At 68.3% G+C, this 23,432-nt stretch carries 16 protein-coding genes; 9 read left to right on the plus strand and 7 right to left on the minus strand.

What is annotated here, in order from left to right; translation table 11 throughout:
- Nucleotides 1-44: 44 nt before the first annotated feature.
- Nucleotides 45-830, minus strand: a complete 786-nt coding sequence (locus STARVERO_RS04350) for a DsbA family protein (RefSeq protein ID WP_159598025.1) — start codon at nucleotides 828-830, stop codon at nucleotides 45-47.
- Between the two features lie 68 nt (nucleotides 831-898).
- The gene (locus STARVERO_RS04355; RefSeq protein WP_422802121.1) at nucleotides 899-2,290 is read right to left on the minus strand and encodes a M48 family metalloprotease; all 1,392 of its coding nucleotides are present in this window, start codon (nucleotides 2,288-2,290) and stop codon (nucleotides 899-901) included.
- Nucleotides 2,291-2,506: 216 nt separating this feature from the next.
- Between STARVERO_RS04355 and STARVERO_RS04360 the strand changes: the two genes are divergently transcribed.
- Nucleotides 2,507-3,709, plus strand: coding sequence for a pyridoxal phosphate-dependent aminotransferase (locus tag STARVERO_RS04360; protein WP_200837660.1), 1,203 nt, complete (start codon nucleotides 2,507-2,509; stop codon nucleotides 3,707-3,709).
- Nucleotides 3,710-3,788: 79 nt separating this feature from the next.
- Here the strand turns inward: STARVERO_RS04360 and STARVERO_RS04365 are convergent, their stop codons facing one another.
- A complete protein-coding gene (locus tag STARVERO_RS04365) occupies nucleotides 3,789-6,509 on the minus strand; it encodes an Rne/Rng family ribonuclease (protein ID WP_159598027.1) in 2,721 nt (906 codons plus the stop codon).
- Between the two features lie 773 nt (nucleotides 6,510-7,282).
- Here STARVERO_RS04365 and STARVERO_RS04370 point away from each other — a divergent pair.
- A complete protein-coding gene (locus STARVERO_RS04370) occupies nucleotides 7,283-8,590 on the plus strand; it encodes an N-acetylmuramoyl-L-alanine amidase (protein WP_144342940.1) in 1,308 nt (435 codons plus the stop codon).
- 92 nt (nucleotides 8,591-8,682) lie between these two features.
- On the plus strand, nucleotides 8,683-11,121 hold the full coding sequence (locus STARVERO_RS04375) for a penicillin-binding protein 1A (protein ID WP_159598028.1): 2,439 nt from the start codon (nucleotides 8,683-8,685) through the stop codon (nucleotides 11,119-11,121).
- 24 nt (nucleotides 11,122-11,145) lie between these two features.
- Here STARVERO_RS04375 and STARVERO_RS04380 read toward each other — a convergent pair whose 3' ends face one another.
- Nucleotides 11,146-11,763: a glutathione S-transferase gene (locus STARVERO_RS04380; protein ID WP_159598029.1), complete on the minus strand. Its 618-nt coding sequence runs from the start codon at nucleotides 11,761-11,763 to the stop codon at nucleotides 11,146-11,148.
- Between the two features lie 90 nt (nucleotides 11,764-11,853).
- On the opposite strand from STARVERO_RS04380, the gene STARVERO_RS04385 reads away from it, so the two are divergent.
- Nucleotides 11,854-12,363, plus strand: a complete 510-nt coding sequence (locus tag STARVERO_RS04385) for an Lrp/AsnC family transcriptional regulator (protein ID WP_159598030.1) — start codon at nucleotides 11,854-11,856, stop codon at nucleotides 12,361-12,363.
- Nucleotides 12,364-12,450: 87 nt separating this feature from the next.
- A complete protein-coding gene (gene prfB, locus STARVERO_RS04390) occupies nucleotides 12,451-13,581 on the plus strand; it encodes a peptide chain release factor 2 (protein ID WP_144342936.1) in 1,131 nt (376 codons plus the stop codon).
- A gap of 27 nt (nucleotides 13,582-13,608) precedes the next feature.
- On the opposite strand, the gene bcp is transcribed toward prfB, so the two are convergent.
- On the minus strand, nucleotides 13,609-14,076 hold the full coding sequence (gene bcp / locus STARVERO_RS04395) for a thioredoxin-dependent thiol peroxidase (RefSeq protein WP_144342935.1): 468 nt from the start codon (nucleotides 14,074-14,076) through the stop codon (nucleotides 13,609-13,611).
- Nucleotides 14,077-14,292: 216 nt separating this feature from the next.
- Here bcp and STARVERO_RS04400 point away from each other — a divergent pair, with 216 nt between their 5' ends.
- Nucleotides 14,293-17,811: a DUF3971 domain-containing protein gene (locus STARVERO_RS04400; protein WP_244616571.1), complete on the plus strand. Its 3,519-nt coding sequence runs from the start codon at nucleotides 14,293-14,295 to the stop codon at nucleotides 17,809-17,811.
- A gap of 193 nt (nucleotides 17,812-18,004) precedes the next feature.
- On the opposite strand, the gene tyrS is transcribed toward STARVERO_RS04400, so the two are convergent.
- The gene (tyrS, locus tag STARVERO_RS04405; RefSeq protein ID WP_159598032.1) at nucleotides 18,005-19,276 is read right to left on the minus strand and encodes a tyrosine--tRNA ligase; all 1,272 of its coding nucleotides are present in this window, start codon (nucleotides 19,274-19,276) and stop codon (nucleotides 18,005-18,007) included.
- 99 nt (nucleotides 19,277-19,375) lie between these two features.
- On the opposite strand from tyrS, the gene STARVERO_RS04410 reads away from it, so the two are divergent.
- Nucleotides 19,376-20,533: an anhydro-N-acetylmuramic acid kinase gene (locus tag STARVERO_RS04410; RefSeq protein WP_159598033.1), complete on the plus strand. Its 1,158-nt coding sequence runs from the start codon at nucleotides 19,376-19,378 to the stop codon at nucleotides 20,531-20,533.
- A 187-nt stretch (nucleotides 20,534-20,720) separates the two neighbouring features.
- Nucleotides 20,721-21,089: a hypothetical protein gene (locus STARVERO_RS04415; RefSeq protein WP_144342931.1), complete on the plus strand. Its 369-nt coding sequence runs from the start codon at nucleotides 20,721-20,723 to the stop codon at nucleotides 21,087-21,089.
- A gap of 91 nt (nucleotides 21,090-21,180) precedes the next feature.
- Here the strand turns inward: STARVERO_RS04415 and STARVERO_RS04420 are convergent, their stop codons facing one another.
- Nucleotides 21,181-21,846, minus strand: coding sequence for an alpha/beta hydrolase (locus tag STARVERO_RS04420; protein WP_144342930.1), 666 nt, complete (start codon nucleotides 21,844-21,846; stop codon nucleotides 21,181-21,183).
- 339 nt (nucleotides 21,847-22,185) lie between these two features.
- Between STARVERO_RS04420 and STARVERO_RS04425 the strand changes: the two genes are divergently transcribed.
- Complete coding sequence (locus STARVERO_RS04425) at nucleotides 22,186-23,355, plus strand: cysteine desulfurase family protein (RefSeq protein WP_159598034.1); 1,170 nt, start codon at nucleotides 22,186-22,188, stop codon at nucleotides 23,353-23,355.
- Nucleotides 23,356-23,432: the final 77 nt, after the last annotated feature.

Raw genomic sequence — 23,432 nt, forward strand, 5'->3', positions numbered from 1 at the left:
TATGCGCAGCCGGTGTCCGGGTAGTCCCGGCGGCTTGATGCCGTTCAACACTGGGTCTTGCCGCAGGACCGCATGGACTGGATGGCGTCGCGGATCTGGTCGTGGCCGACCGCGCCGACGATGACCGAGTCGCCCAGCACGTAGCTCGGCGTGCCGTCGATGCCGAGCGCGTCGGCGATCTGCAGGCTTTCCTGCAGCGAGGCGTCGATCTCCGGGTTCGCCAGCGCCTTCTCCAGCTTCGCCTTGTCGATGCCGACGTCGGCGGCGGCTTCCAGTGCCTTGGCCTTGTTGGCCTGACCGCGATCGCTGAGCAGCTTCTGGTGGAAGGCGTAGTACTTGTCCGGTTCGGTGAGGCGCACGGCGACGGCGACGCGCGCCGCCTCCACCGAGCCCGGGCCGAGCACCGGGAATTCCTTCAACACCACCTTGAGCTTGGGATCGGACTTGACCAGCTCGACGAGGTCGCCGAGGGCGCGCTTGCAGTAGCCGCAATTGTAATCGAAGAACTCCACGAGGGTGACGTCGCCCTTGGGGTTGCCGACGACCACGCCGCGCGGGGAATCGAAGATCAGCGGCTTGAGCTCGGCGAGCGCCTTCTGGCGCTGACCCGCCTCGGCGGCGGCCTGGCGCTTCTGGAGCTCCATGATCGCTTCCTGGATCACCTCGGGGTTCTTCAGCAGGTAATCGCGGATGACGCCTTCGAACTCCTGGCGCTGGGCGTCGTCGAGCGCGGAGGCGGGCGTGAGGCTGGCGCCGGCGGTGAGGCCGAAGACGAGCGCGGTGGCGATGGCGCCGCGTCCGAGACGGCGAAGGAAGGTCAGCGGCGGCATGGGTATCTCCGAGGGAAAGGGGCGTGGCAGGGGGCCAACCGCCCCGGCATGGGTCGAACCGGCGTCGTCTACGGCGGGGGCTTCTTCCGGGCGCGTGGATCGACGGGCGGCTTGTAGTTGACGATGTCGTCGGCTTTCAGCCATCCGGGCGTGCCGAGCTTGAAGCCGTTGCGCGCCCGCGTCGCCAGCTCGCGCGAGAGGCGGAAGTCGCCGCCCATGAAGGCGGACTGCGCGGAGGCGAGGTCGGCATTGGGAATGTCGCCCTTGCGGCCATAGGCCATGGCGAGATAGCGCCAGCCCGCCGGTGAGGACGGCTCGCGCTGGAGGCTGAAATTCAGCTCGCGCACCGCTTCGTCCATGGTCGACTTGTCGTCGGTGGCGACCAGCGCCTGGCCGAGGAGCATGCGGATGAGCGGATTGCCGCCGGACAGCGCCACGGCGCGGCGCAGCGGCGCTACCGCCTCGCGGGCCCGGCCCGCCTCCAGCAGCGCCTGACCCTTGATCTCGTGGAAATAAGCGTTGTTCGGCTGCTCGGCGATCAGCGCGTCGATCTGCCGGACGGCGTCGGGCACCGCGCCGAAGCGATAGGCGGAGATGGCGCGCGCATAGCGGGCCGGCAGCGAATTGTCGGAGCGCGGATAGACGCGGCTCACCGCTTCCGGCGGCTGGGTGAAGCCGACGAGCTTGGCGCGCATCATGTCGTGGCGGGCTTGCAGTGTCGGCGAGTCCTTGGTCTCGAAATAGGGGCTCTTCTGCGCCAGCTCGGACAGGAGCGCGATGCGTTCCGTGGCCATGGGATGGCTCAGCACATAGGGATCGACCCGCTGGCTGAGGAACATCTGGTCGTTCTGGAAGCGCTCGAACGTCGTCAGCATGCCGCGCGCGGACTGCTTGGTGGCGTTGAGGTAGGTCACCGCCGCTCGGTCGGCGGAGGCTTCCTGCCCGCGCTGGTAGGACAACAGCGAGCGGCGGATGATCTCCTGCGGCGCGGCGATGGCGCCCGCGGCCGCCCCGCCCATATTGGCGCCAGCGGAGGCGCCGGCCGCCACGCCGCCAGCCGCCAGCAGCATGGCCACGATGGAGGCCGTCTGCGCGGCTTCGAGCTGCTGGCGCATATTCGCCAGATGGCCGCCAGCGATGTGGCCGGTCTCGTGCGCCAGCACGCCGATGATCTCGTTCGGTGTCTTGGACTGCTTCAGCGCACCGATGTTGATGAAGATGCGCCGGCCGTCGGCGACGAAGGCGTTGAAGCTGTCGCTGCCGACCAGCACCACCTGGATGTTCTGCTGGCTCAGGCCGGCGGCCTTGAAGATCGGCCGCGTGTAATCCCGCAGCAGCGTCTCGATTTCCGCGTCGCGGATGATTCCGGGCTGCCGGCCTTGCCCCTGTGCCTGGGCCGCCGGGCCGGCGAGCGTGGCGGCGGCGAGAAGGCCGAGCCCCTGCGCTACGCGCGCGGCCATGCGGGCGAAACCGCCGGGACCGGCGGCGCTTCGCCGAAGCGGGGGGTTGTCAAGCAGCGGTGCAGGCATCATCCATCGACACGAGCGAGTTCGGGGCGAACTGACGCTGTTGCGGCAACAGGGTCAAGCCTCGGTTTCATCATCTTCTATTGAACGTCAGCCGAGACGAGCCGGAGAATACGGCGCAGATACGGCGGTTCGGCAAGGTCTGGCAACATGAACCCGACATCCACGTCACCCCGTCTGGCGGCGGCGGCCGCGCTGACCGGCGCTTCGCGCCGCAGCGAGATCGCGCCCTTCATCGTCATGGACGTGATGGAACGCGCGGCCCGCATCGAGGCGGCCGGCGGGCATGTGATCCACATGGAAGTCGGCCAGCCCGCCGCGTCGGCTCCGGCCGCGGCACGCGAGGCGGCGCGCCGCGCGCTCGACCACGGCCGCATCGGCTACACCACGGCCCTCGGCCTGCCTTCGCTGAGGGCGCGCATCGCCCGCCATTACGGCGAGACCTACGGGGTCGATCTCGACCCGGCGCGGGTGGTGGTGACGACCGGTTCCTCCGCCGGCTTCCTGTTCGCCTTCCTCGCTCTGTTCGAGCCGGGCGACCGGGTGGCGATCGCCAATCCCGGCTATCCGCCCTATCGCCATATCCTCACGGCGCTCGGCTGCGAGCCGGTGCTGATCGAGACCGACGCCGCCTCGCGCTGGGTGATCACGCCCGAGGCGCTGATCGAGGCTCATCGCAAGACGCCGCTCAAGGGTGTGCTGGTGGCGAGCCCGGCCAATCCCACCGGCACGATGATGCGCCCGGAGGCGCTGGCCGAGCTCATCCGCACCGCCGAGGAACTCGGCATCCGCTTCATCTCCGACGAGATCTATCACGGGCTGGACTACGCCTTCCCCGCCTCGACGGCGGCGGCGGTCAGCCCGAACGCGACGATCATCCATTCCTTCTCGAAGTACTTCTGCATGACCGGCTGGCGGGTCGGCTGGATGGTGATGCCCGAGGGGCTGGTGCGGGCGGTGGAGCGGCTGCAGCAGAACCTGATGATCTCCGTGCCGACGCTCTCGCAGGTCGCCGCCGAGGCCGCCTTCGATGGCGCGGCGGAAATGGAGGCGGTGAAGCACGGCTATGAGGTCAACCGGCTGATCCTGACGGAAGGCCTGCCCAAGGTAGGCCTGCCGGAGTTCCTGCCCGTCGACGGCGCTTTCTATCTCTATGCCGATGTCTCGCATTTCACCGACGATTCGGCGGCCTTTGCCCGGCGGCTGCTCGACGAGGCGCTGGTGGCGGCGACGCCGGGCGTCGATTTCGACCCGCATCGAGGCCATCACTATCTGCGCCTGTCCTATGCCGGCGCGGCCGACGAGATGCGTCAGGCCGTCAACCGCATCGGCGACTTCCTGCGCAAGGGCTGAGCCCGGCTGAGCTCGCTCCAAAAAAGAAAACGGCGCCGCGAGGCGCCGTTTCCGTATCGTGGGCCGGGAGTGAGGAACCTCACTCACCGAAGATCTTGCGCTGCCACCAGCCGGTGCGGCGCGGACGATCATCGGCCGGGGCGGGGGCGGAAGCCTCGACGGCGGCGGGCGTCACGGCCTCGGGCTCCTCGGCGGGGGCCACCGGCGCTTCCGCAACCGTCTGCGTGGCGGCCGGCGCCTCCGGCGCGGCCGGGGCCACCGTCTCGTCGGTCACCACCGGAGCGGGCTCGCGCACCGTGGAGCGGCGGCGGCGCGGCTTGGGCGTCTCGACCGGCGCCGGTTCGGGCTCCGGCGCAACGGCCACGGGGGCCGGCTCACGCACGGTGCTGATCGTCCGGGCGGCCTTGGCACTTGCCGGCTCGGGGCTCGCTTCGGCGTTCTCGGCCGCGGCGCTCTCCGGGTTCGCCTCGTCGGCCGCCTTCTCCGCGCGGGTGCGGCGACCACCGCGACGGCCACGACGCGGACGGGCCTCCTCGGCCGGCGCTTCGGCCGCTTCAGCGGGAGCTTCCGCCGGCTCGGCGGCGACAGGCGCCTCGGCGACGGCCTCGCTCGTCACGCTGGCAGCCGCTTCGGCCGTCACCTCGGCCGGGGCCTCGTGACCTTCCGCGGCGGCGTCATCGGCCTCGCCATCCTCGCCATCGTCCTCGAACTCGATGCCGGCAGCATCGCTGCCAGCCTCGCCGTCGGCGGAACGATGACCGTTCTCGTTCTGGCCACCACCGCGACGCCGGCGCCGGCGCCGGCGCCGGCGGCGTCCACCGTCGCCCTGAGCCTGCTCGCCCTCGCTCTCGGCGGAGGCCGGCTGGCTGCGGCCCTCGCTGGTCTCGACCTCTTCCTCGTCGATCTCATCCTCGGCGATGGCGATCTCGTCCTCCGGCTCGATCACCACCTCGGGCGGACGGGGCAGGGGGATCGGATTGGCGACGGGCTCGCCCTTGTCGATGGCGAAGGGCGTCAGCCCGGTCAGGGTCGGATCGGCGGAGATGGTGATGAGAACGCCGAAGCGCTCCTCCAGCTCATGCAGGTGCGCGCGCTTGTGGTTGAGCACGTAGAGCGCGTTCTCGGTCCGCGTGCGGATGACGAGATTGTGCGTGTTCGAGCGCTGGAGCATGTCCTCGGCGGCGCGCAGCAGCTGCAGCGCGACCGAGGGCGAGGAGCGCACATGGCCGGTGCCGCCGCAGTGCGGGCAGACCTCGGTGGAGCTTTCCAGCACGCCGGTGCGGATGCGCTGGCGGCTCATCTCCATCAGGCCGAAATGCGAGATGCGGCCGAGCTGGATGCGCGCGCGGTCGTTCTTCAGGCATTCCTTGAGCTTGCGCTCGACCGCCCGGTTGTTGCGCTTCTCGTCCATGTCGATGAAGTCGATCACGACGAGGCCGGCGAGGTCGCGCAGGCGCAACTGGCGGGCCACCTCCTCGGCGGCCTCCAGATTGGTCTTCAGCGCGGTGTCCTCGATGTTGTGCTCGCGGGTCGAGCGCCCGGAGTTCACGTCGATGGAGACCAGCGCCTCGGTCGGGTTGATGACGAGATAGCCGCCGGAGCGGAGCTGCACCTGCGGCAGGAACATCGCGTCGAGCTGGCTCTCCACCCCGAATCGGGTGAAGACCGGCTGCAGATCCTTGTAGACCTTCACGTTCTTCGCATGGCTCGGCATGAGCATGCGCATGAAGTCCTTGGCCTCGCGATAGCCCTCGTCGCCGGCGACCAGAACCTCGTCGATGTCCTTGTTGTAGAGGTCGCGGATCGAGCGCTTGATCAGCGAGCCTTCCTCATAGACCAGCGAGGGCGCGGTGGAGCCGAGCGTCAGCTCGCGCACATTCTCCCACAGCCGCAGCAGGTATTCGAAGTCGCGCTTGATCTCCGGCTTGGTGCGGTTGGCGCCGGCGGTGCGCAGGATGACGCCCATGCCCTCCGGCACCTCGAGGTCGGAGGCGACCTCCTTCAGCCGCTTGCGGTCCTCGGCCGAGGTGATCTTGCGGGAGATGCCGCCGCCGCGCGCGGTGTTGGGCATCAGCACCGAGTAGCGGCCGGCGAGCGAGAGATAGGTGGTGAGCGCGGCGCCCTTGTTGCCGCGCTCTTCCTTCACGACCTGCACCAGCATGACCTGCCGGCGCTTGATCACTTCCTGGATCTTGTAGGTGCGGGCGCGGCCACGCGGGGCGGCGCGCTCGGGCACTTCCTCCAGCGCGTCGTCGGAGCCGACCTCGTCGACGACCTCTTCCTCGCCGGCGATTTCCTCGACCTCGCCGCCGGCCTCATCGTCCGAGGAGGGGCGGCGCCGCGAGCGGCGGGCGGGGGCCGCCTCGGCGGCTTCCTCGCTGGCAGGAGCGTCGCCGGAGGCAGCCTCCTCGGAGACGGCCTCGTCGCCGGCTGTGGCCTTGGCCGCGCCGCGGCTACGGCGGGAGCGGCCCTTCGGCTTCTCCTCGGCCTCGGCCTCGGCTTCCTTGCGCTGCTGGCGTTCTTCCTCGGCGAGCAGCGCCTGCCGGTCGGCGACCGGGATCTGGTAATAGTCGGGATGGATCTCGCTGAAGGCGAGGAAGCCATGCCGGTTGCCGCCATATTCGATGAAGGCGGCCTGGAGGGAGGGTTCTACCCGCGTGACCTTGGCGAGGTAGATGTTGCCGCGGAGCGGCTTGCGGTTGGCGGCCTCGAAGTCGAATTCCTCGACTCGGTTGCCGCGCACCACCACGACCCGAGTCTCCTCGGGATGGGTGGCGTCGATGAGCATCTTGTTGGCCATTGAACTCTCATGTGCGGCAGCGGCCGCGTCGACGTCCCTGAGGACGCCGGACGGCGGAGGCCGTGCCTGTAAGCGGTGACCGGAAGCGGGATGCGGCGGGAGGGACGGAGCGCCTCGCATGCGGGGCGCCGACGCGATGCAGGGGCCACAGGGCGGCGGGCATGTGCGCGACGGGAAAACCCGTGGCGCATGTCACCCCCACTCGCCGGCTGACGCATCATCGTAGGCTGCCGTCCATTCCTCGACCGAACAGGACAAGCCGCGACCGCGCGCGATCCGGCTCGAGACATATGGCGTCGAAAATCGCGGGCGCACGAAATTTTGAAACTCGCGCGTGAAGACCGCGTCCGATGGCCCGGGAGAGACGGAGCGGAGCCGCGATCCTGCAACGCGCGGCCAAGCCTGACCGCATTCGGCACCGCCACGCGCTCCTGAGGGGAGCCCAATCGTCGCTATGTGCCGGGCCCATCCATCGCTGGATCGCCCATCGCCGCAGGGACCGCGAAAGCCGGACGTCAACGGGCGACCCGGAATGCGAACCATATGCGTGCCCTTAATAGCGGCATGCGTGCCGATTTGGCAAGGATCGCGTCCGACCGAAATCCGGGCGGTGTCGCCGTTGCCCGGCAGCCACGCCGTGCCGCCACGACGAATCGGCAGGCAAGGAACGGTTAACGCTTCGTTCGTATTTCGTTAGAAGGGTCGGGTAGAGGAAGGTCGCTTTCCTCTGGATGGGCGAGGCGCAGAATCGGCGCGGGAGACGGTACGCGAGGATGGTAGTGCGCGCGGGCATGCTCGGTCTCTGGTTGGCGGCGCTCCTGCTGCTGCCGGCGGGGCTGTCGTCGTCCACGCCGGCCCGTGCCAACGAGCCGGTCGTGGCCAGCGATGCCCGTCTCGCCGGGGATGGCGAGCGTACGCGGCTGGTGGTCGATCTTTCCCGTTCCGTGCCGCTCGGCGCCTTCACCCTGGCCGATCCCTACCGCGTGGTCATCGACATTCCGGACGTCGTCTTCGCGCTGCCGGCCTCGGCCGGGCAGGAGGGGCGGGGACTGGTTTCCGCCTACCGTTTCGGGCTTTTCGCCCCCGGCAAGGCGCGCATCGTCATGGACGTCGCCGCTCCGGTGACGATCGACAAGGCCTTCGTACTGGAGCCGATGGACGACCAGCCGGCGCGTCTCGTCGTCGATCTGGTGAAGACGGACCGCACGAGCTTCCTGAAGACGGTGGCCACCCCCGTCCGGCGCGCCGAGGAACCGGAGATGCCGAAGGCGGAGGTTGCCGAGGCCGGCGACACGCGGCCCGTCATCGTGCTCGATCCCGGTCATGGCGGCATCGATTCCGGCGCGGTGAACTCGGGATTCGGCGTCACCGAGAAGCAGCTCGTGCTGTCGGTTGCGAGGCAGTTGCAGGAGCGGCTGGACAAGACCGGCCGCTACCGCGTGCTGATGACGCGCAGCAAGGACACCTATGTCTCGCTCGGCCAGCGCGTGCGCTTCGCCCGCGAGAACGCCGCGCGGCTCTTCATCTCGTTGCACGCCGATTCGCTCGGCTCGCGCGACGGCGATGTGCGCGGCGCGACGATCTACACCCTCTCCGACCGCGCCTCCGACGCCGAGGCGCAGCGGCTCGCCGATTCGGAAAACAAGGCCGACATGATCGCCGGCCTCGACCTTTCCGAGGAGCCGGCGGACGTGGCGGGCATCCTGTTCGACCTTGCCCAGCGCGAGACCCGTAATTTTTCCGCGCAGTTCGCCCGGACCCTGGCGGGTAACGTGGCCAACGCGGCGCGGATGCACAAGGCGCCGCTCAAATCGGCGGGATTCAAGGTGCTGAAGGCGCCGGACGTGCCGTCCGTGCTGTTCGAGCTCGGCTATCTTTCGAGCGCGAAGGACCTTGAACTCATGACATCGGCCGATTGGCAGTCTAGTGTGACCGAAGCCATGGTCGGGGCGATCGACGCTTACTTCGCGACGCAGAAACCCCATGACGCTGTTCCGGCCGCTCTGCCCGCGAGTATCGGCGGGACGGGCGGCGAGCCATTGGCCTCCACCCGGCCGGAACCAGCCGCGATTAGGCCATAGTTGCCACGCACACGGTGCCGTTCAGGGCGACGACAGGATAACGACACGCGGCGTGCGCGCGGCGGCGTCTTCAGCTACGGGGTCTAGGCCGCATGCGGCTGCTTCTGCGGTTTTTGGGGTTCATGTTCGCCCTCGGCACGATCGTCTTCGTGGTGGGCGGAGCCGTCGCCGGCTATTTCGTGTGGAAGTTCTCGCAGGATCTGCCGGACTACTCGCAGCTGCAGAACTACGAGCCGCCGGTGATGACGCGCATCCACGCGACGGATGGCTCGCTGCTGGCCGAGTACGCCAAGGAGCGCCGGCTCTACCTGCCGATCCAGAACATTCCCAAGCGGGTGATCGACGCCTTCCTCTCCGCCGAGGACAAGAACTTCTATTCGCATGGCGGCATCGACCTGTCCGGCATCGGCCGTGCGGGCTATGCCTTCCTGCAGAATTACGGCTCGGGCCGCCGCCCGCAGGGCGCCTCGACCATCACCCAGCAGGTGGCGAAGAACTTCCTTCTGACCAACGAGGTCTCGATCGATCGCAAGATCAAGGAAGCCCTGCTGGCGCTGCGCATGGAGCGCGCCTACTCGAAGGAGAAGATCCTCGAGCTCTATCTCAACGAGATCTATCTCGGCATCGGCGCCTACGGCGTCGCGGCGGCTTCGCTGCTGTATTTCGACAAGTCGGTCGGCGAACTGACCGTCGCCGAGGCAGCCTATCTCGCCGCCCTGCCGAAGGGTCCGAACAACTACCACCCCTTCCGCCGCCACGAGGCGGCCGTCGACCGCCGCAACTGGGTGATCGACCGCATGGCCGAGAACGGCGTGATCACGCAGAAGGAGGCCGACGAGGCCAAGGCGACCGACCTCGCCGTGACCGTCCGCCCCACCGGCGCGCAGATCTTCTCGGCCGAGTACTTCGCCGAGGAAGTGCGCCGCGAGATTTTCGAGCGCTATGGCGAGGACAAGCTCTATGGCGGCGGCCTGTCGGTCCGTACCTCGCTCAACCCGAAGCTCCAGCAGATCGCCAAGAAGGCGCTGCTCGACGGGCTGACGCGCTATGACGAGCAGCGCGGCTGGCGCGGTCCGGTCACCCGCATCGAGACCTCCGGCGACTGGGGCGCGCGGCTCGCGGATGTGCGCACCTTCACCGACATTCCCTGGCGCCTCGCCGTGGTGCTCGAATCGGACGCCAAGGGCGCGCGCATCGGGCTGCAGCCGCAGCGGGATCGCTCCGGCGTGCTCAGCAACCAGCGCGACGTCGGCGTCGTCACGCCGGATGGCGTGAAATGGGCGCTGCGCGGCAGCAAGAACGGCGTGGCCGGCGTGCTGAAGCCCGGCGACGTGGTGTATGTCGAGCCCGTCGACGGCAAGCCCGACCAGTGGCGCCTGCGCCAGCAGCCCAACATCGAGGGCGCGCTCGTCGCGATGGACCCGTCCACCGGGCGCGTGCTCGCCATGGCGGGCGGCTTCTCCTTCGACGAGAGCCAGTTCAACCGCGCCACCCAGGCGCAGCGCCAGCCCGGCTCGTCCTTCAAGCCGTTCGTCTACGCCGCCGCGCTGGACAATGGCTACACGCCTTCCAGCGTGATCATGGACGCGCCGTTCGAGCTCGCCCAGCAGGGGCAGGCGACGTGGCGGCCGGAGAACTACTCCGGCAAGTTCTACGGTCCGCAGACCCTGCGCTTCGGCATCCAGCAGTCGCGCAACGTGATGACGGTTCGCCTCGCCAATGATCTCGGCATGCCGATGATCGCCGAATACGCCAAGCGCTTCGGCGTATCCGACAACCTGCTGCCGGTGTTGTCGATGTCGCTCGGCGCGGGCGAGACCACCGTACTGCGCATGGCGGGCGGCTACTCGATGTTCGCCAATGGCGGCAAGCGCATCAAGCCGACCTTGATCGACCGTATCCAGGACCGTTACGGCAAGACCATCTACAAGCACGACGAGCGCGAATGCCGCGGCTGCGACGCGGTCTCCTGGACCGGCCAGAACGAGCCGGTGCTGATCGACCGTCGCGAGCAGGTGCTCGACCCGATGACCGCCTACCAGATCACCTCGATGCTGGAAGGCGTGGTGCAGCGCGGCACTGGCACGGCGCTGAAGGAGCTCGGCAAGCCGATCGCCGGCAAGACGGGGACGACCAACGACGAGAAGGACGCCTGGTTCGTCGGCTACACCCCGGACATGGTGGTCGCCGTCTATCTCGGCTTCGATTCGCCCAAGCCCATGGGCAAGGGCTCGACCGGCGGTCTTATCGCCGCCCCCGTGGTGCGTGACTTCATGAAAGTCGCGCTGGCGGATCGGCCGGCGGTGCCCTTCCGCGTGCCGCCGGGAATCAAGCTCATCCGCATCAACCCGAAATCCGGCTTGCGCGCCGGGGCGGGTGAGGGCTCGATCCTCGAAGCCTTCAAGCCGGGCACGGCGCCGCCGGACAATTATTCGATCATCGGCGCGACCGATTCTTCCGGCCAGCCGACCCAGATCAATCCTGAAGCCGACCGGGCGGTCGGCGCCAGCGGCACCGGCGGCCTTTACTGAGCCGGTGCCGGCGTCGCTCCGGCTTCAGCCGTCGAAAGGCGAGGCGCGGAACTCCGGCAGCGCCTCGGCGCGGGCAGCGTAGCGCGCCACCGTCGGGAAGGCGTCGGCCGGCACGATCTCCGGCACGAGGTTGCGGGTGAAGGTCCACGCCACCGCCGTCGTGATGTCGGCCTGCATCGGCCGCTCCCCGATCAGCCAGCCGTCGCCGGGGCCGATCTCCTGCTCGATCTCGCCATAGGCGGCGAGAAGCTGGGCGCGCACCCGGTCGAGCCATGGCTGGTGGCGCTTCTCCTCCGGACGCAGCTGGTGTTCGTAGACGATCTGCACCGTCTTCTCGCAGGCGGCGAGCGCGAGCCCGACGAGACGCTGGTGGCGCGCATGCGTCGCGATGTCCGGTGGCACAAGCGAGCGTTTGGGATCGGCGAGACGCTCGACGTGATCGAGGATCAGGGTCGAATCCATCAGCACGATGCCCGTGTCGGTGACGAGGCTCGGTGCCTTCACCACCGGGTTGATGGTGGCGAAGTGGTCGTAGTGGCGGAACACCGACACGGGCTCGTGCGCATAGCGCAGGCCCAGAAAGTTCAGGGATATCGCCACGCGGCGGACATAGGGCGAATCCAGCATGCCGATAAGGCGCATCTCGGTCTCCATTGCAGACGCGGTACCGAGCATGGCAGCGACGCGCGCGGCGGCACATGCTAACTCATCGGCCGAATGAGGAATTCTCCGATGGATTCAAGGTCGTTTGCCCCTCTGCCGCGCCATCTGCGCGATGCCGGCCTCGACGACAAGGATGTCGAGATCGTGGAAGCGCTTCAGCTCGACGGGCGCATGCCGATGTCGGAGCTCGGGCGGCGCATCGGCCTGTCGCAGCCCGCCACGTCCGAGCGGGTAAAGCGGCTGGAGGAGCGCGGCGTCATCACCGGCTATGGCGCGCGGATCAGTCTTCCGGCGCTTGGACTCGACATGACCGCCATCATCCGCCTGAAAACCGCGCACGAGCATATCCGCGCGTGTCTGCGGCAGTTCGAGGAACTGCCGCACATCGTCGAGGTGCACCGGGTGACCGGGGACGACTGCTTCATTCTCAAGGCGATCGTGCCGGCGCCCGAATATCTGGCGACGATCGTCGATGCGATCGGCCGGTTCGGGGCGGTCACCACATCGGTGGTGTTGCGCAGCGAGGAGCCCAAGCCCGTAGGGCGTGCGCTCATGATGGCGGCGCGCGGCAGGGCATGAGCGTCGCATCGCGGGCAGGGGCGTTTACAGCCCTCGCCAAGGCCTCTATTTTCCGCCGCCTTCCGCGTCCTTTCGAGAGTAACCATCATGCGCGCCGAGCTCGCCGCGAGCGTCGACGAAATCCGCGAAGCCGCCACCCTGCTGCGGCAGCACATCGATTTCGACCGTTCCAAGGCCCGCCTCGCCGAGCTGAACGCGCTCGCCGAGGACCCGAACCTGTGGAACGACCCCGAGCGCGCGCAGAAGCTCATGCAGGAGCGCGGCACGCTGGAGGATGGACTCGGCGCCATCGAGCGCATCAATCGCGAGCTGGCCGACAATGTCGAACTGATCGAGCTTGGCGAGGCGGAAGGTGACGAGGGCATCGTCGACGAGGCGGCCGCTGCGCTCGACCGCCTCAAGGCCGAGGTCGCCCGCCGCCAGCTCGAGGCGCTGCTTTCGGGCGAGGCCGACGCCAACGACAGCTATCTCGAAGTCCATGCCGGTGCCGGCGGCACCGACAGCCAGGACTGGGCGCTGATGCTGCTGCGCATGTACACGCGCTGGGCCGAGCGGCGCGGCTTCAAGGTCGAGCTGATCGAAGAGCAGGCGGGTGAAACCGCCGGGCTGAAGTCCGCCACCATCCTGGTGAAGGGGCACAACGCCTATGGCTGGCTGAAGACCGAGGGCGGCGTGCATCGCCTCGTGCGCATCTCGCCCTTCGATTCGAATGCGCGGCGCCAGACTTCCTTCGCCTCGATCGACGTCTATCCGGTGATCGACGACCGCATCGTCGTCGACATCAAGGAAGCGGACGTGCGCGTCGACACGATGCGTTCGGGCGGCGCCGGCGGCCAGCACGTGAATAAGACCGAATCGGCGGTGCGCCTCACCCATATCCCCACCGGCATCGCCGTGGTCAGCCAGGGCGACCGCTCGCAGCACAAGAACCGCGCCACCGCCTGGGACATGCTGCGCGCCAAGCTCTACGAGATGGAGCTGAAGAAGCGCGAGGCGCAGGCTGCCGCCGATCAGGCCGCCAAGACCGACATCGGCTGGGGCCACCAGATCCGCTCCTATGTCCTCCAGCCCTACCAGCTGGTGAAGGACCTGCGCACCGGCGTGACCTCCGGCACGCCGCAGGAGGTGCTGGATGGCGACCTCGACCCGTTCATGGAAGCCGCGCTGGCCCAGCGCGCCTATGGCGGCGGCCCGGCGAGCGTCGAGGACGTCGACTGACACCCCCTCCGCTCCGGCAGGCGGGTTTCAGAGCGCCTTGGCGGCCGCGAGCACTTCCTCGGCGTGGCCGGCGACCTTCACCTTCGGCCACAGGCGGGCGATTCGGCCCTCGCGGTCGACCAGCACGGTCGTACGCTCGACGCCCATATATTTGCGCCCGTACATGCTCTTCTCGACCCAGACGCCGTAATCCTCCAGCGTCCGGTGCTCCTCGTCGCCGGCAAGCGCGAAGGTCAGCCCCTCCTTGGTGCGGAACTTCGCGAGTGCCTTGTCGGGGTCCGGGGAAATGCCGACGACACGCGTGTCTGCCGCGTCAAACTCAGCTTTCAGGCGGTTGAAGTCGTGAGCTTCGATCGTGCAGCCCTGGGTGCCGGCCTTCGGATAGAAGTAAAGTACCAGCTTGCGTCCCCGGCAGGACGCGAGCGTCACGCTCTCGCCGGTATCGGTCGTCAGGGTGAAGTCGGGTGCCGGTTCTCCGATGGCGATCTTGGCCATTTGCCTTCCTTTCGGCGTGATTGGAGGTGATCGGCTGAGGGCCTTGCTGTTCACGGGGAGTGAAAGCAAGGCGTCAGCCAGCGTGTGGAAAGATGTCGCCGCTCGTCCGCCGCGCGGGCATTATGGCGAAGCTTGCGGGGATTCGAGCCGTAAATGAAAGAGCCGACGACGCACGGGCCGGAGTCCGGCGGGAAACGCCGCACCGGGAAGCTGCGCATGCGCCGCGCCGCGAAGGCGGCTGCCGTGCGGTGCGCCGTCCCCAGTGGGCGTCCGCGCTGGCTGCGGGTCTGCTATTGGTCGGGCGGTTCGGTCTTCATTCTCCTCGCGGCCCTCGTGGCGACCGGCTACCTTCTCTTTTCCACCGGCATGATCACCGTCGACATGGCCCGCCCCTATGTCGAGCGGGCGCTGGAAGCGCGGATCGGTGAGGGGCGCACGGTGCAGATCGGCGCCATCGTCGGCGACCGGGCGCCCGGCGGCGGCATCCTGCTGCACGCCAACGACATCACCGTGCGCGACGTCGACGGCGATGTCATCGCCACGGCGCCGCAGGCCGAGGTGGCCCTGCAGGACAGCTGGCTGCCCTGGCTCATGCAGCCCAAGCGCATCGATCTGGTCGGCGTCCGGCTGAACATATTCATCGACTCGCAGGGGCAGCTCGCCGTCTCGACCGAAGGCGGCGCAACGCTGCGCACCACGCCCGACGGCCATCCGGTGAAGGGCCCGGCGGTGCAGATTCCCCCTGTCGCTTCCGCGCCGGTGGCGACCTCGGCTTCCGCGCCTCCTGCCGAGCCTCCCGCGGTCGCCTCTTCCGATGCCGCACAGCCGACGCCGTTCGGGCCGCTGCGCCTCGCGGGCCTCGCGGCGCTGGCGGAGCAGATCGACAAGGGCGGCCTCGACGGCGGCAAGCTGAGCGAGGTCGGGCTCAAGGACGGCGTGCTCGTCATCCGCAAGGAGGCGAGCAGCCGCCAATGGACCTTCGACAATATCGACCTGTCGCTGTCGCGTCCCGCCGAGGGCGGGGTGGCCTTCGACATGCGGGCCGGCGGCACGGACGGGCCCTGGTCGGCGCGGGCGACCATCGGCGCTCTCGTCGACAAGCAGCGCCATCTCGCGCTGGAGATTCGTGACCTCGCCCCGCGCGACCTGATGATCGCCGCCGGCAAGGCGAGCGGCGACATACTGGCGACCTCGCCGCTCTCGGTCGACCTCGAAGCGGTCATCGACCGGGCCGGCCTGCTGGTCTCGACGCAGGGGCGTCTGGCGGTTGGGGCCGGCGAACTCCAGCTCGGCTCGGACGATGCCGGCCGCATGCTGATCGACGAGGTGGCCATCGCCTTCTCCGTCGATCCCAATCGGCGCGTGGTGGACCTTACCTCGGTGGATGTGCAGGCCGGGCCGTTCAGTCTGGATCTGGCCGGGGTGGTGCAGATGCCGGCGGATACGGCCGGCAAGTGGACGCTGCACAGCTCCTCCGCCAAGGCGGTGTTCGGCGGCGGCGGTACCTTCGCCAAGAAGGAACCGCCCCTCATCCTCGACAACGTCGACCTCGGTCTTTCCTTCGATCCTTCCGCGCAGCGCATTTCCATCGATCAGGGCGTGCTCAAGGGCCCGCAGGGAGACGTGACGCTGAGTGGCGCACTCGACCTCGGCGCCGCCGCGCCGTCCCTCGCCATGACGGTCTCCACCTCGCCGATGACGGCAACCGCGCTGAAGCGGCTCTGGCCGGTGGTCGCCGCGCCGGCGCCGCGCAAATGGGTCTACGACAACCTCATCTCCGGTGACGTGACCGCGGCCCAGATCGTCTTCAACGCGCCGCTCGACTCGATCGGCAAGAAGGACAAGCCGCTGGCCGAGGATGCGCTGAGCATCAACATCACCGGCGTCAATGGCCGCTTCCATCCGGTGCCGGGCCTGCCGCCGGTCGGCGGCGCGGATGTGAGCGTGCGCGTCACCGGCCGCACCGTCCATGTCCAGGTGAGCAAGGGCGACATGGAGACGCCCGGCAAGCGGCGGCTGAGCGTGACGGAAGGCGTCTTCGATATTTCCGACACCGCGCCCGAGAAGCCGGAAGCCAAGGTGAAGGTCGTGGTCAATGGCGCGGCTGCCGCCGCCATCGAGCTGTCCAACATGCCGCCGCTGCGCGGTCCCGGCATGGTGCCCATCGATCCGTCGACGGTGAACGGCACCATCGCGGGCACGGCCCAGATCAGCGTCAAGCTTTCCGACGACATCGCCCCGTCGGATGTCGACTATGCCTTCGATGCCGACCTGACCGATTTCGATGCCGCTAAGGTGGCGTTCGGCCAGAATCTCGACGATGCGAAGGTGCGGGCCTTCGTCACCCCGGCCGCCACCGTGCTGCGCGGGGAGGGCAAGTTCGGCGGGGCGCCCGCGAGCTTCGAGTACAGCCGTCCTGCCTCGGGCGACACCACCTTCGTGCTGGCGGCGACGCTCAATGACGCTGCCCGCGACAAGCTCGGCCTCGATCTCGCCGGCATATCCGGTTCGGTCGGCGTCAAGCTTTCCGGCATCATCGGCACCAAGACCAAGACGGCGGATGTCGATGTCGACCTCACCGGTGCTCGCCTTGCCGAGCTCGTGCCAGGCTGGTCGAAGCCGGCCGGCCGGCCCGCTCGCCTCACCGCGAAGGCGACGCTCACCGCGTCCGGCACCCGGCTCGACGATCTCGTCGTCACCGGCCAGGGGGTCAATATTCGCGGATCCGTCGAGCTGGACGCCGATGCCAGCCTCGTCAGCGCCAACCTGCCGACCTTCCAGCTTTCCGACGGCGACAAGGCCAATGTGAAGGTCGAGAACGTCGACAACGCGATGAAGATCACCGTGCGCGGCGACGTGATCGAGGCGCGCGCCTTCCTGAAGAGCCTGATGGAAGCGCCCATTGCCGGTCGCGAGAACGAGAAGCCGGCCGACCTCGATCTCGACGTCAAGCTCGAGGTGGTGGTGGGCAACAATGGCGAGACCATGCGCCAGGTCTCACTGAACCTGTCGCGCCGCAATGGCGACCTGCGGGCCTTCTCGCTTGCCGCCCGCGTCGGCCGCGACGGCGGCGTCGCCGGCAATCTGGCGGCGCAGGCCAACGGGCGGCCGCGCCTGCAGGTGGCGACGAGCGATGCCGGTGCGCTGCTGCGCTTCGTCAATCTCTACGCCCGCATCTATGGCGGCGATCTGTGGGTCGATATCGACGCCCCCAGCGGCGACGGCAAGCCGCAGGTCGGCGTGGTCAACATGCGCGACTTCGTGATCCGTGGCGAACCCGGTCTCGACCGTCTCATCGCGGCCGCGCCGGCCACCGCGCGCAACGGCCGTCCTCAGCCCGGCTCGGCCATCGCGTTCCGCAAGCTGCAGGTCGATTTCCAGCGCTCCGCCGAGCAGCTCAACATTCGCGAGGGAGCGATCTGGGGGCCGACCATCGGATCGACCTTCGACGGCACGCTCGATTTCGCCTCCGACCGCATCGCGGTGCGCGGCACCTATGTGCCCGCTTACGGGCTGAACAACCTGTTCAGCCGGCTGCCGGTGCTCGGATTCTTCCTCGGCGGCGGGCCGAACGAAGGGCTCGTCGGCGTGACCTACGAGATCGTCGGGCCGCTGGCGGGGCCGACGCTACGGGTCAATCCCATTTCCGCCGTGGCGCCGGGCTTCCTGCGCAAGATTTTCGAGTTCCGCCAGGCGCCGGATCCGACGCCGCCGGCCGTGGTCCCGACGCGGTAGGCCAAATCCGTTCCTAAGTCGTCAATCCCGGTTAATCCGGCATCCCAGCCAGAACACCGTCATGCCCGGGCTTGGCCCGGGCATCCACGACGTGGAACCGGGGGCCTGCGGAAAGACGTGGATGGCCGGGCCAAGCCCGGCCATGACGTTGTGAATGCAATGACGGTTGCCCAGGAGGTCGACCGCGAATGCCTCACACCGGCCGCAGCAGGACGTGCTTCTTCTTGCCGAGCGACAGCTTGACCACGCCCTCGGGGGTGAGGTCGCGCGAAGTCAGCACGGCCTTCTCGTCGGTGACGGTGGTGTCGTTCACCTTCAGCCCGCCGCCCTTGATCTGCCGGCGCGCCTCGCCGTTCGAGGCGACGAGCCCGGTCTTCTCGGCGAAGGCGACGAGCACGCCGATGCCGGCATCGAGTTCGGCCGCCGGAACCTCGACGGTCGGCAGGTCGGCGCTGACGCTGCCTTCCTCGAAGGTCTTGCGGGCGGTCTCCGCCGCGGCTTCCGCCGCCGCGCGGCCGTGCAGCATGGCGGTGACTTCGGTGGCGAGGATCTTCTTCACCTCGTTGAGCTCCGCCCCGCCAAGCGACGAGAGCCGGGCGATCTCCGCCATCGGCAACGTAGTGTAGAGCTTGAGGAAGCGCGGCACGTCCGCGTCCTCGGTGTTGCGCCAGTACTGCCAGAACTCGTAGGGGCCGAGCATGTCGGCGTTCAGCCATACGGCACCGCCCAGCGTCTTGCCCATCTTGGCGCCGGAGGCGGTGGTGAGCAGCGGCGAGGTCAGCGCGTAGAGCTGCGGGGTGCCCATGCGGTGGCCGAGATCGATACCGTTGACGATGTTGCCCCACTGGTCGGAGCCGCCCATCTGCAGCCGCACGCCGTAGCGCTTGTTCAGCTCCACGAAGTCGTAGGCCTGCAGGATCATGTAGTTGAACTCGAGGAAGGACAGCGACTGCTCGCGCTCGAGCCGCATCTTCACGCTGTCGAAGGACAGCATGCGGTTGACCGAGAAGTGCCGGCCGACGTCGCGCAGGAACTCGAGGTAGTTGAGCTCGCGCAGCCATTCGGCGTTGTTGATCATCATCGCGCCGCGAAGGCTGTCGCCGTGGTTGCCGTCGCCATAGTTCAGGTAGTTCGAGAACACCCGCTTGATCGAGGCGATGTTGGCCTCGATCGTGTCGACCGTCATGAGCTGGCGCGCCTCGTCCTTGAAGGACGGATCGCCGACCATGCCGGTGCCACCGCCCATCAGCGAGACCGGCCGGTGGCCGGTCGCCTGCAGCCAGTGCAGCATCATGATCTGGATCAGGCCGCCGGCATGCAGGCTCGGCGCGGTCGGGTCGAAGCCGATATAGGCCGTGACGGTTTCCTTCGCGAAAAGATCGTCGAGGCCCTGTTCATCGGAGATCTGATGAATGAAGCCACGCTCGTCCAGCGTGCGGAGGAAATCGGATCGGAACTTGCTCATATCGGGCCTGCGGGCATCAACGCCATGTTAGGAACGGCGGGTCATGTATCAGCTTCGCGCGGCGAAAGCACCCCGAGCCGGCGCATGCGAGGAATGAAGATGCCCCATCCCCTCAAGGTGATCGGCCTGATGAGCGGCACCTCGCTCGACGGGGTGGACGTCGCTTTGATCGAAACCGACGGCGAGAGCGTCGCCGCTTTCGGCCCTTCCCGGACCTATGCGTATTCGTCGGACGACCGCGTGCTCCTCGTCGAGGCGCTGGAACTGGCTCGCGGGCTGACGGATCGTGATGCCCGCCCCGGCGTGCTGGCCGATGCCGAGCGACGGCTGACGGAGCGCCACGCCGAGGCGCTGGCGGCGTTCTTCCGCGAGTTTCCCGGGCATCGGGACGTGGCCGCCATCGGCTTCCATGGGCAGACCGTGCTGCACCGCCCGGAAATCCGCCTGACCGTACAGATCGGTGATGGACCGGCCCTGGCGCGGGCCGTGCGGCTTCTGACGGGCGGTGCGGGCCCGTCGCTCGTCTACGACCTGCGCGCGGCGGACGTGGCCGCCGGAGGGCAGGGCGCGCCGCTGGTGCCGGTCTATCACCGGGCGCTGGCGCGGGGGCTGGCGCTACCCGGTCCGCTCCTGGTGCTCAATCTCGGCGGCGTCGCCAACATCACCTATATCGACGCGGATGCCGATCCCGTCGCCTGCGACACCGGGCCGGCCAATGCGCTGATCGACGATTTCATGAAGGTGCGCACCGGCGTGCCGGTCGACCGCGATGGCGCGGCGGCGGCGGCGGGGCGGGTGGATGAAGCCGCGCTCGCCCGGTTGCTCGATCATCCCTTCTTCGCGCGCAAGCCGCCGAAGTCGCTGGACCGCAACGATTTTCGTGAATGGGTCGCCCTCCATGGCGGTCTCGACCTCATGAGCACGGAGGACGGCGCGGCGACGCTTACCGCGTTGACGGCGGCCTGTGTCGGCGCGGTTTTTCCGCATCTGCCGAAGCGCCCGGTGACCCTGATCGCGGCCGGCGGCGGGGCGCACAACCCGACGCTGCTGCGCTTCCTGCGCGAGCGTCTCGGCATCCCTGTCCTGCGGGCGGAGGAGGTCGGCTGGTCCGGCGATGCGCTGGAGGCGCAGGCTTTCGCCTTTCTGGCGGTCCGCTCCATGCGCGGACTCGCCCTGAGCTTCCCCACGACGACAGGCGTGCCGCAGCCGATGACCGGCGGCATCGTCGTGCCTGCGGCCGCATCGCAGGGAAGTTGAATCTGATTTTCAGAAAAATTGAATATCAGTACTGAATGTCGCAGTATTCCTGAAACGCATTAGTGCGATGCAAAATGCGATGATGCGCTGCACAATATTCTGCGTAAATTGAGGGCTCCCGGAAGTCCGGCTCGCCAGGCAGGCAGCTTCCTATCAACACGCCTGGACAGAACTTTGGAGCTTCGAGATGCGCAGCCTCATTCGCGATATTCTGCCGCTTGCCGTCGCCGGCGGTCTCATCGCCGTCGCCGTCATCGCCCCGGTGCGTGCGGCCGACAAGCCGGCCGGCCTGCGTCCGGCCACCGCCCAGAAGATTCAGCTCGGTTATGTGAACGGCGTCGCCTACTACACGACCGAGAACGATGGCTACCATGTCGTCGCCACGCTCAGTGTCGCCGATGGCGCGCCGGTGCGTGTCGCCGCCACCTTGCAGCCGGAGCAGGCGGTGAGCTTCTCCGTGCCCGGCGGCATGGAAGGCGTGACCCGCACGGTCGAGATCGCCCGTCGCGGCGATGTCGTGACCGTCACCGAGCCGGCGCGGCTCGTGCTCAACTGAGCGGTCTTCTCTCCCCCAAAGAAAAAAGCCCGGCGTTCGCAGCGCCGGGCTTTTTCGTTTGTCGGGACCGGAGGCGAAGCTCAGGCCGGGCTCACGCCGCGCTGGTCTTCTTGGCGGTTTCCGGCAGGCGCTTGTCGAGATAGGCGCCCACGACCTCCATCAGCTCCTCGGTCTTGCCGTCGAAGAAGTGGTTGGCGCCCGGCACGGTCTGCTGGTCGATCACGATGCCCTTCTGCGTCTTGAGCTTCTCGACCAGGCCGGTGACGGCCGAGAAGGGCACGACCGCGTCCTTGTCGCCATGCACGAACAGGCCGGAGGACGGGCAGGGCGCGAGGAAGGAGAAGTCGTAGAGGTTCGCCGGGGCGGCGATGGAGATGAAGCCCTCCACCTCCGGGCGGCGCATCAGCAACTGCATGCCGATCCAGGCGCCGAAGGAGAAGCCGGCGATCCAGCAGGCGCGCGCGTCCGGGTTGATCGACTGCGCCCAGTCGAGCGCCGCGGCGGCGTCCGCCAGCTCTCCCTGGCCATGGTCGAACGCGCCTTGGCTGCGGCCGACGCCGCGGAAGTTGAAGCGCAGCGTCGAGAAGCCCCGGTTCACGAACTGGTAGTAGAGGTTGTAGACCACCGGATTGTTCATCGTGCCGCCGAATTGCGGGTGCGGGTGCAGGATGATCGCGATGGGCGCGTGGCGCGTCTTGGCCGGCTGGTAGCGGCCTTCCAGCCGCCCCTTCTCACCGGTAAAAATGACCTCAGGCATGAAGTTCGTGACCTTGAATGCGGCGGGGGAAGGCGAAGTCCGTCAGGAGGGGACGCTGAACCTGCGTCCGGCGTGGGTCCCCGGGGGTGGCAGCCTTACCGCCTGCGCCTTGACGACATAGGGTTGGAGCCCTAACTTATTAGAATAATTCTAATATTCTACGTTGGGTTGCGGTCGCGTCGCGTTCAACCAGCGCGACCGGCGCTCCTTCGCAGAAGACGGGACGCCAAGCTATGCCGGAGGCCGCTTGAATTTGCAAGCATCTCGCGGAAGAGGCGGGCAGACTTGGCGACGCTTTCCTATATAGGGAGCGGATCTGGCATTTCGAGCCGCAGGAAGATGAGCGAACGCACCTATCTCGATCATAACGCGACCTCGCCGGTCCGCCCGGAAGCGCGGGCCGCGCTGCTCGACGCGCTCGACGCGACGGGCAACGGTTCGTCCGTGCACGGCGAAGGGCGCGCGACACGCTCGACGATCGACACGGCCCGGCGGCGGGTGGCGGCTCTGGTCGGGGCCGACCCGCGCGGCGTGATCTTCACCGCCGGCGGAACCGAGGCCGACACGCTGGGGCTTACCCCGGATTACCAGTGCGGCGAGGAAGCGCTGACCTTCGACGTGCTTCTCGTCAGCGCTGTCGAGCACGCCGCCGTGCTGCGCGGCCACCGCTTTCCCGCCGATCGGGTCGAGGTGCTGCCGGTCGACGCCCGCGGGCGCGTGCTGCTCGACGCGCTCGACGCGGCGCTGGAGCGCCATGCGGGCGAGGGGCGTCGCGCCCTGGTCTCGGTGATGCTGGCGAACAACGAGACCGGCGTCGTTCAGCCGGTCGCGGAGGTGGCCCGGCGCGCCCATGCCCATGGAGCGCTCGTCCATACCGATGCGGTGCAGGTCGCCGGGCGCATGCCGGTCTCGATCTCCGATGTCGGCGTCGACCTCATGTCGGTGTCCGCGCACAAGCTCGGCGGGGCTCCGGGGGCGGGGGCGCTGATCGCCGCCGATCCCGATCTGCGGCCCGCGCCGGTCTTCGCCGGCGGAGGGCAGGAGCGCGGCCGGCGCGCGGGCAGCGAGAACGTGCCCGCCATCGCCGCCTTCGGGGCGGCGGCCGAGTGCGCCGCGGCCTGTGCGGAAGCGGATGCGATGCGCATCCATGCCTTGCGCGAACGGCTTGAAAGCGCTCTAAGGTGCGAGTTTCCCGAGCTCGTTCTGCTCGTCGGCGATGTCGACCGCCTGCCGAACACGTCGTGCCTCGCGCTCCCGGGCGTGCCGGCCGAAACCGTGGTCATCGCGCTCGATCTCGCCGGTGTGGCGGCGAGCGCCGGCGCGGCCTGCTCGTCGGGCAAGGTTGCCGCCTCGCATGTGCTGGAGGCGATGGGCGTGCCCGAGCGCATCGCGCGTTCGGCGATCCGCCTGTCCTTCGGCTGGTCGAGCGGGGAAGAGGATGTCGACCGGACCATCGGCGTGTTCCGCCGGGTGGTGCCGGGACTTTTACGCCGCCGCGCCGCGGCGTGAGGAAAGGGCCGCGCTCGCGCGGCACACGAAGACGCAGGCGAGCATCGGGCGCACGGTGTCCGCATGTGAATGTTGAC

Source organism: Starkeya nomas, assembly GCF_902703545.1.
Taxonomy (GTDB): domain Bacteria; phylum Pseudomonadota; class Alphaproteobacteria; order Rhizobiales; family Xanthobacteraceae; genus Ancylobacter; species Ancylobacter moscoviensis.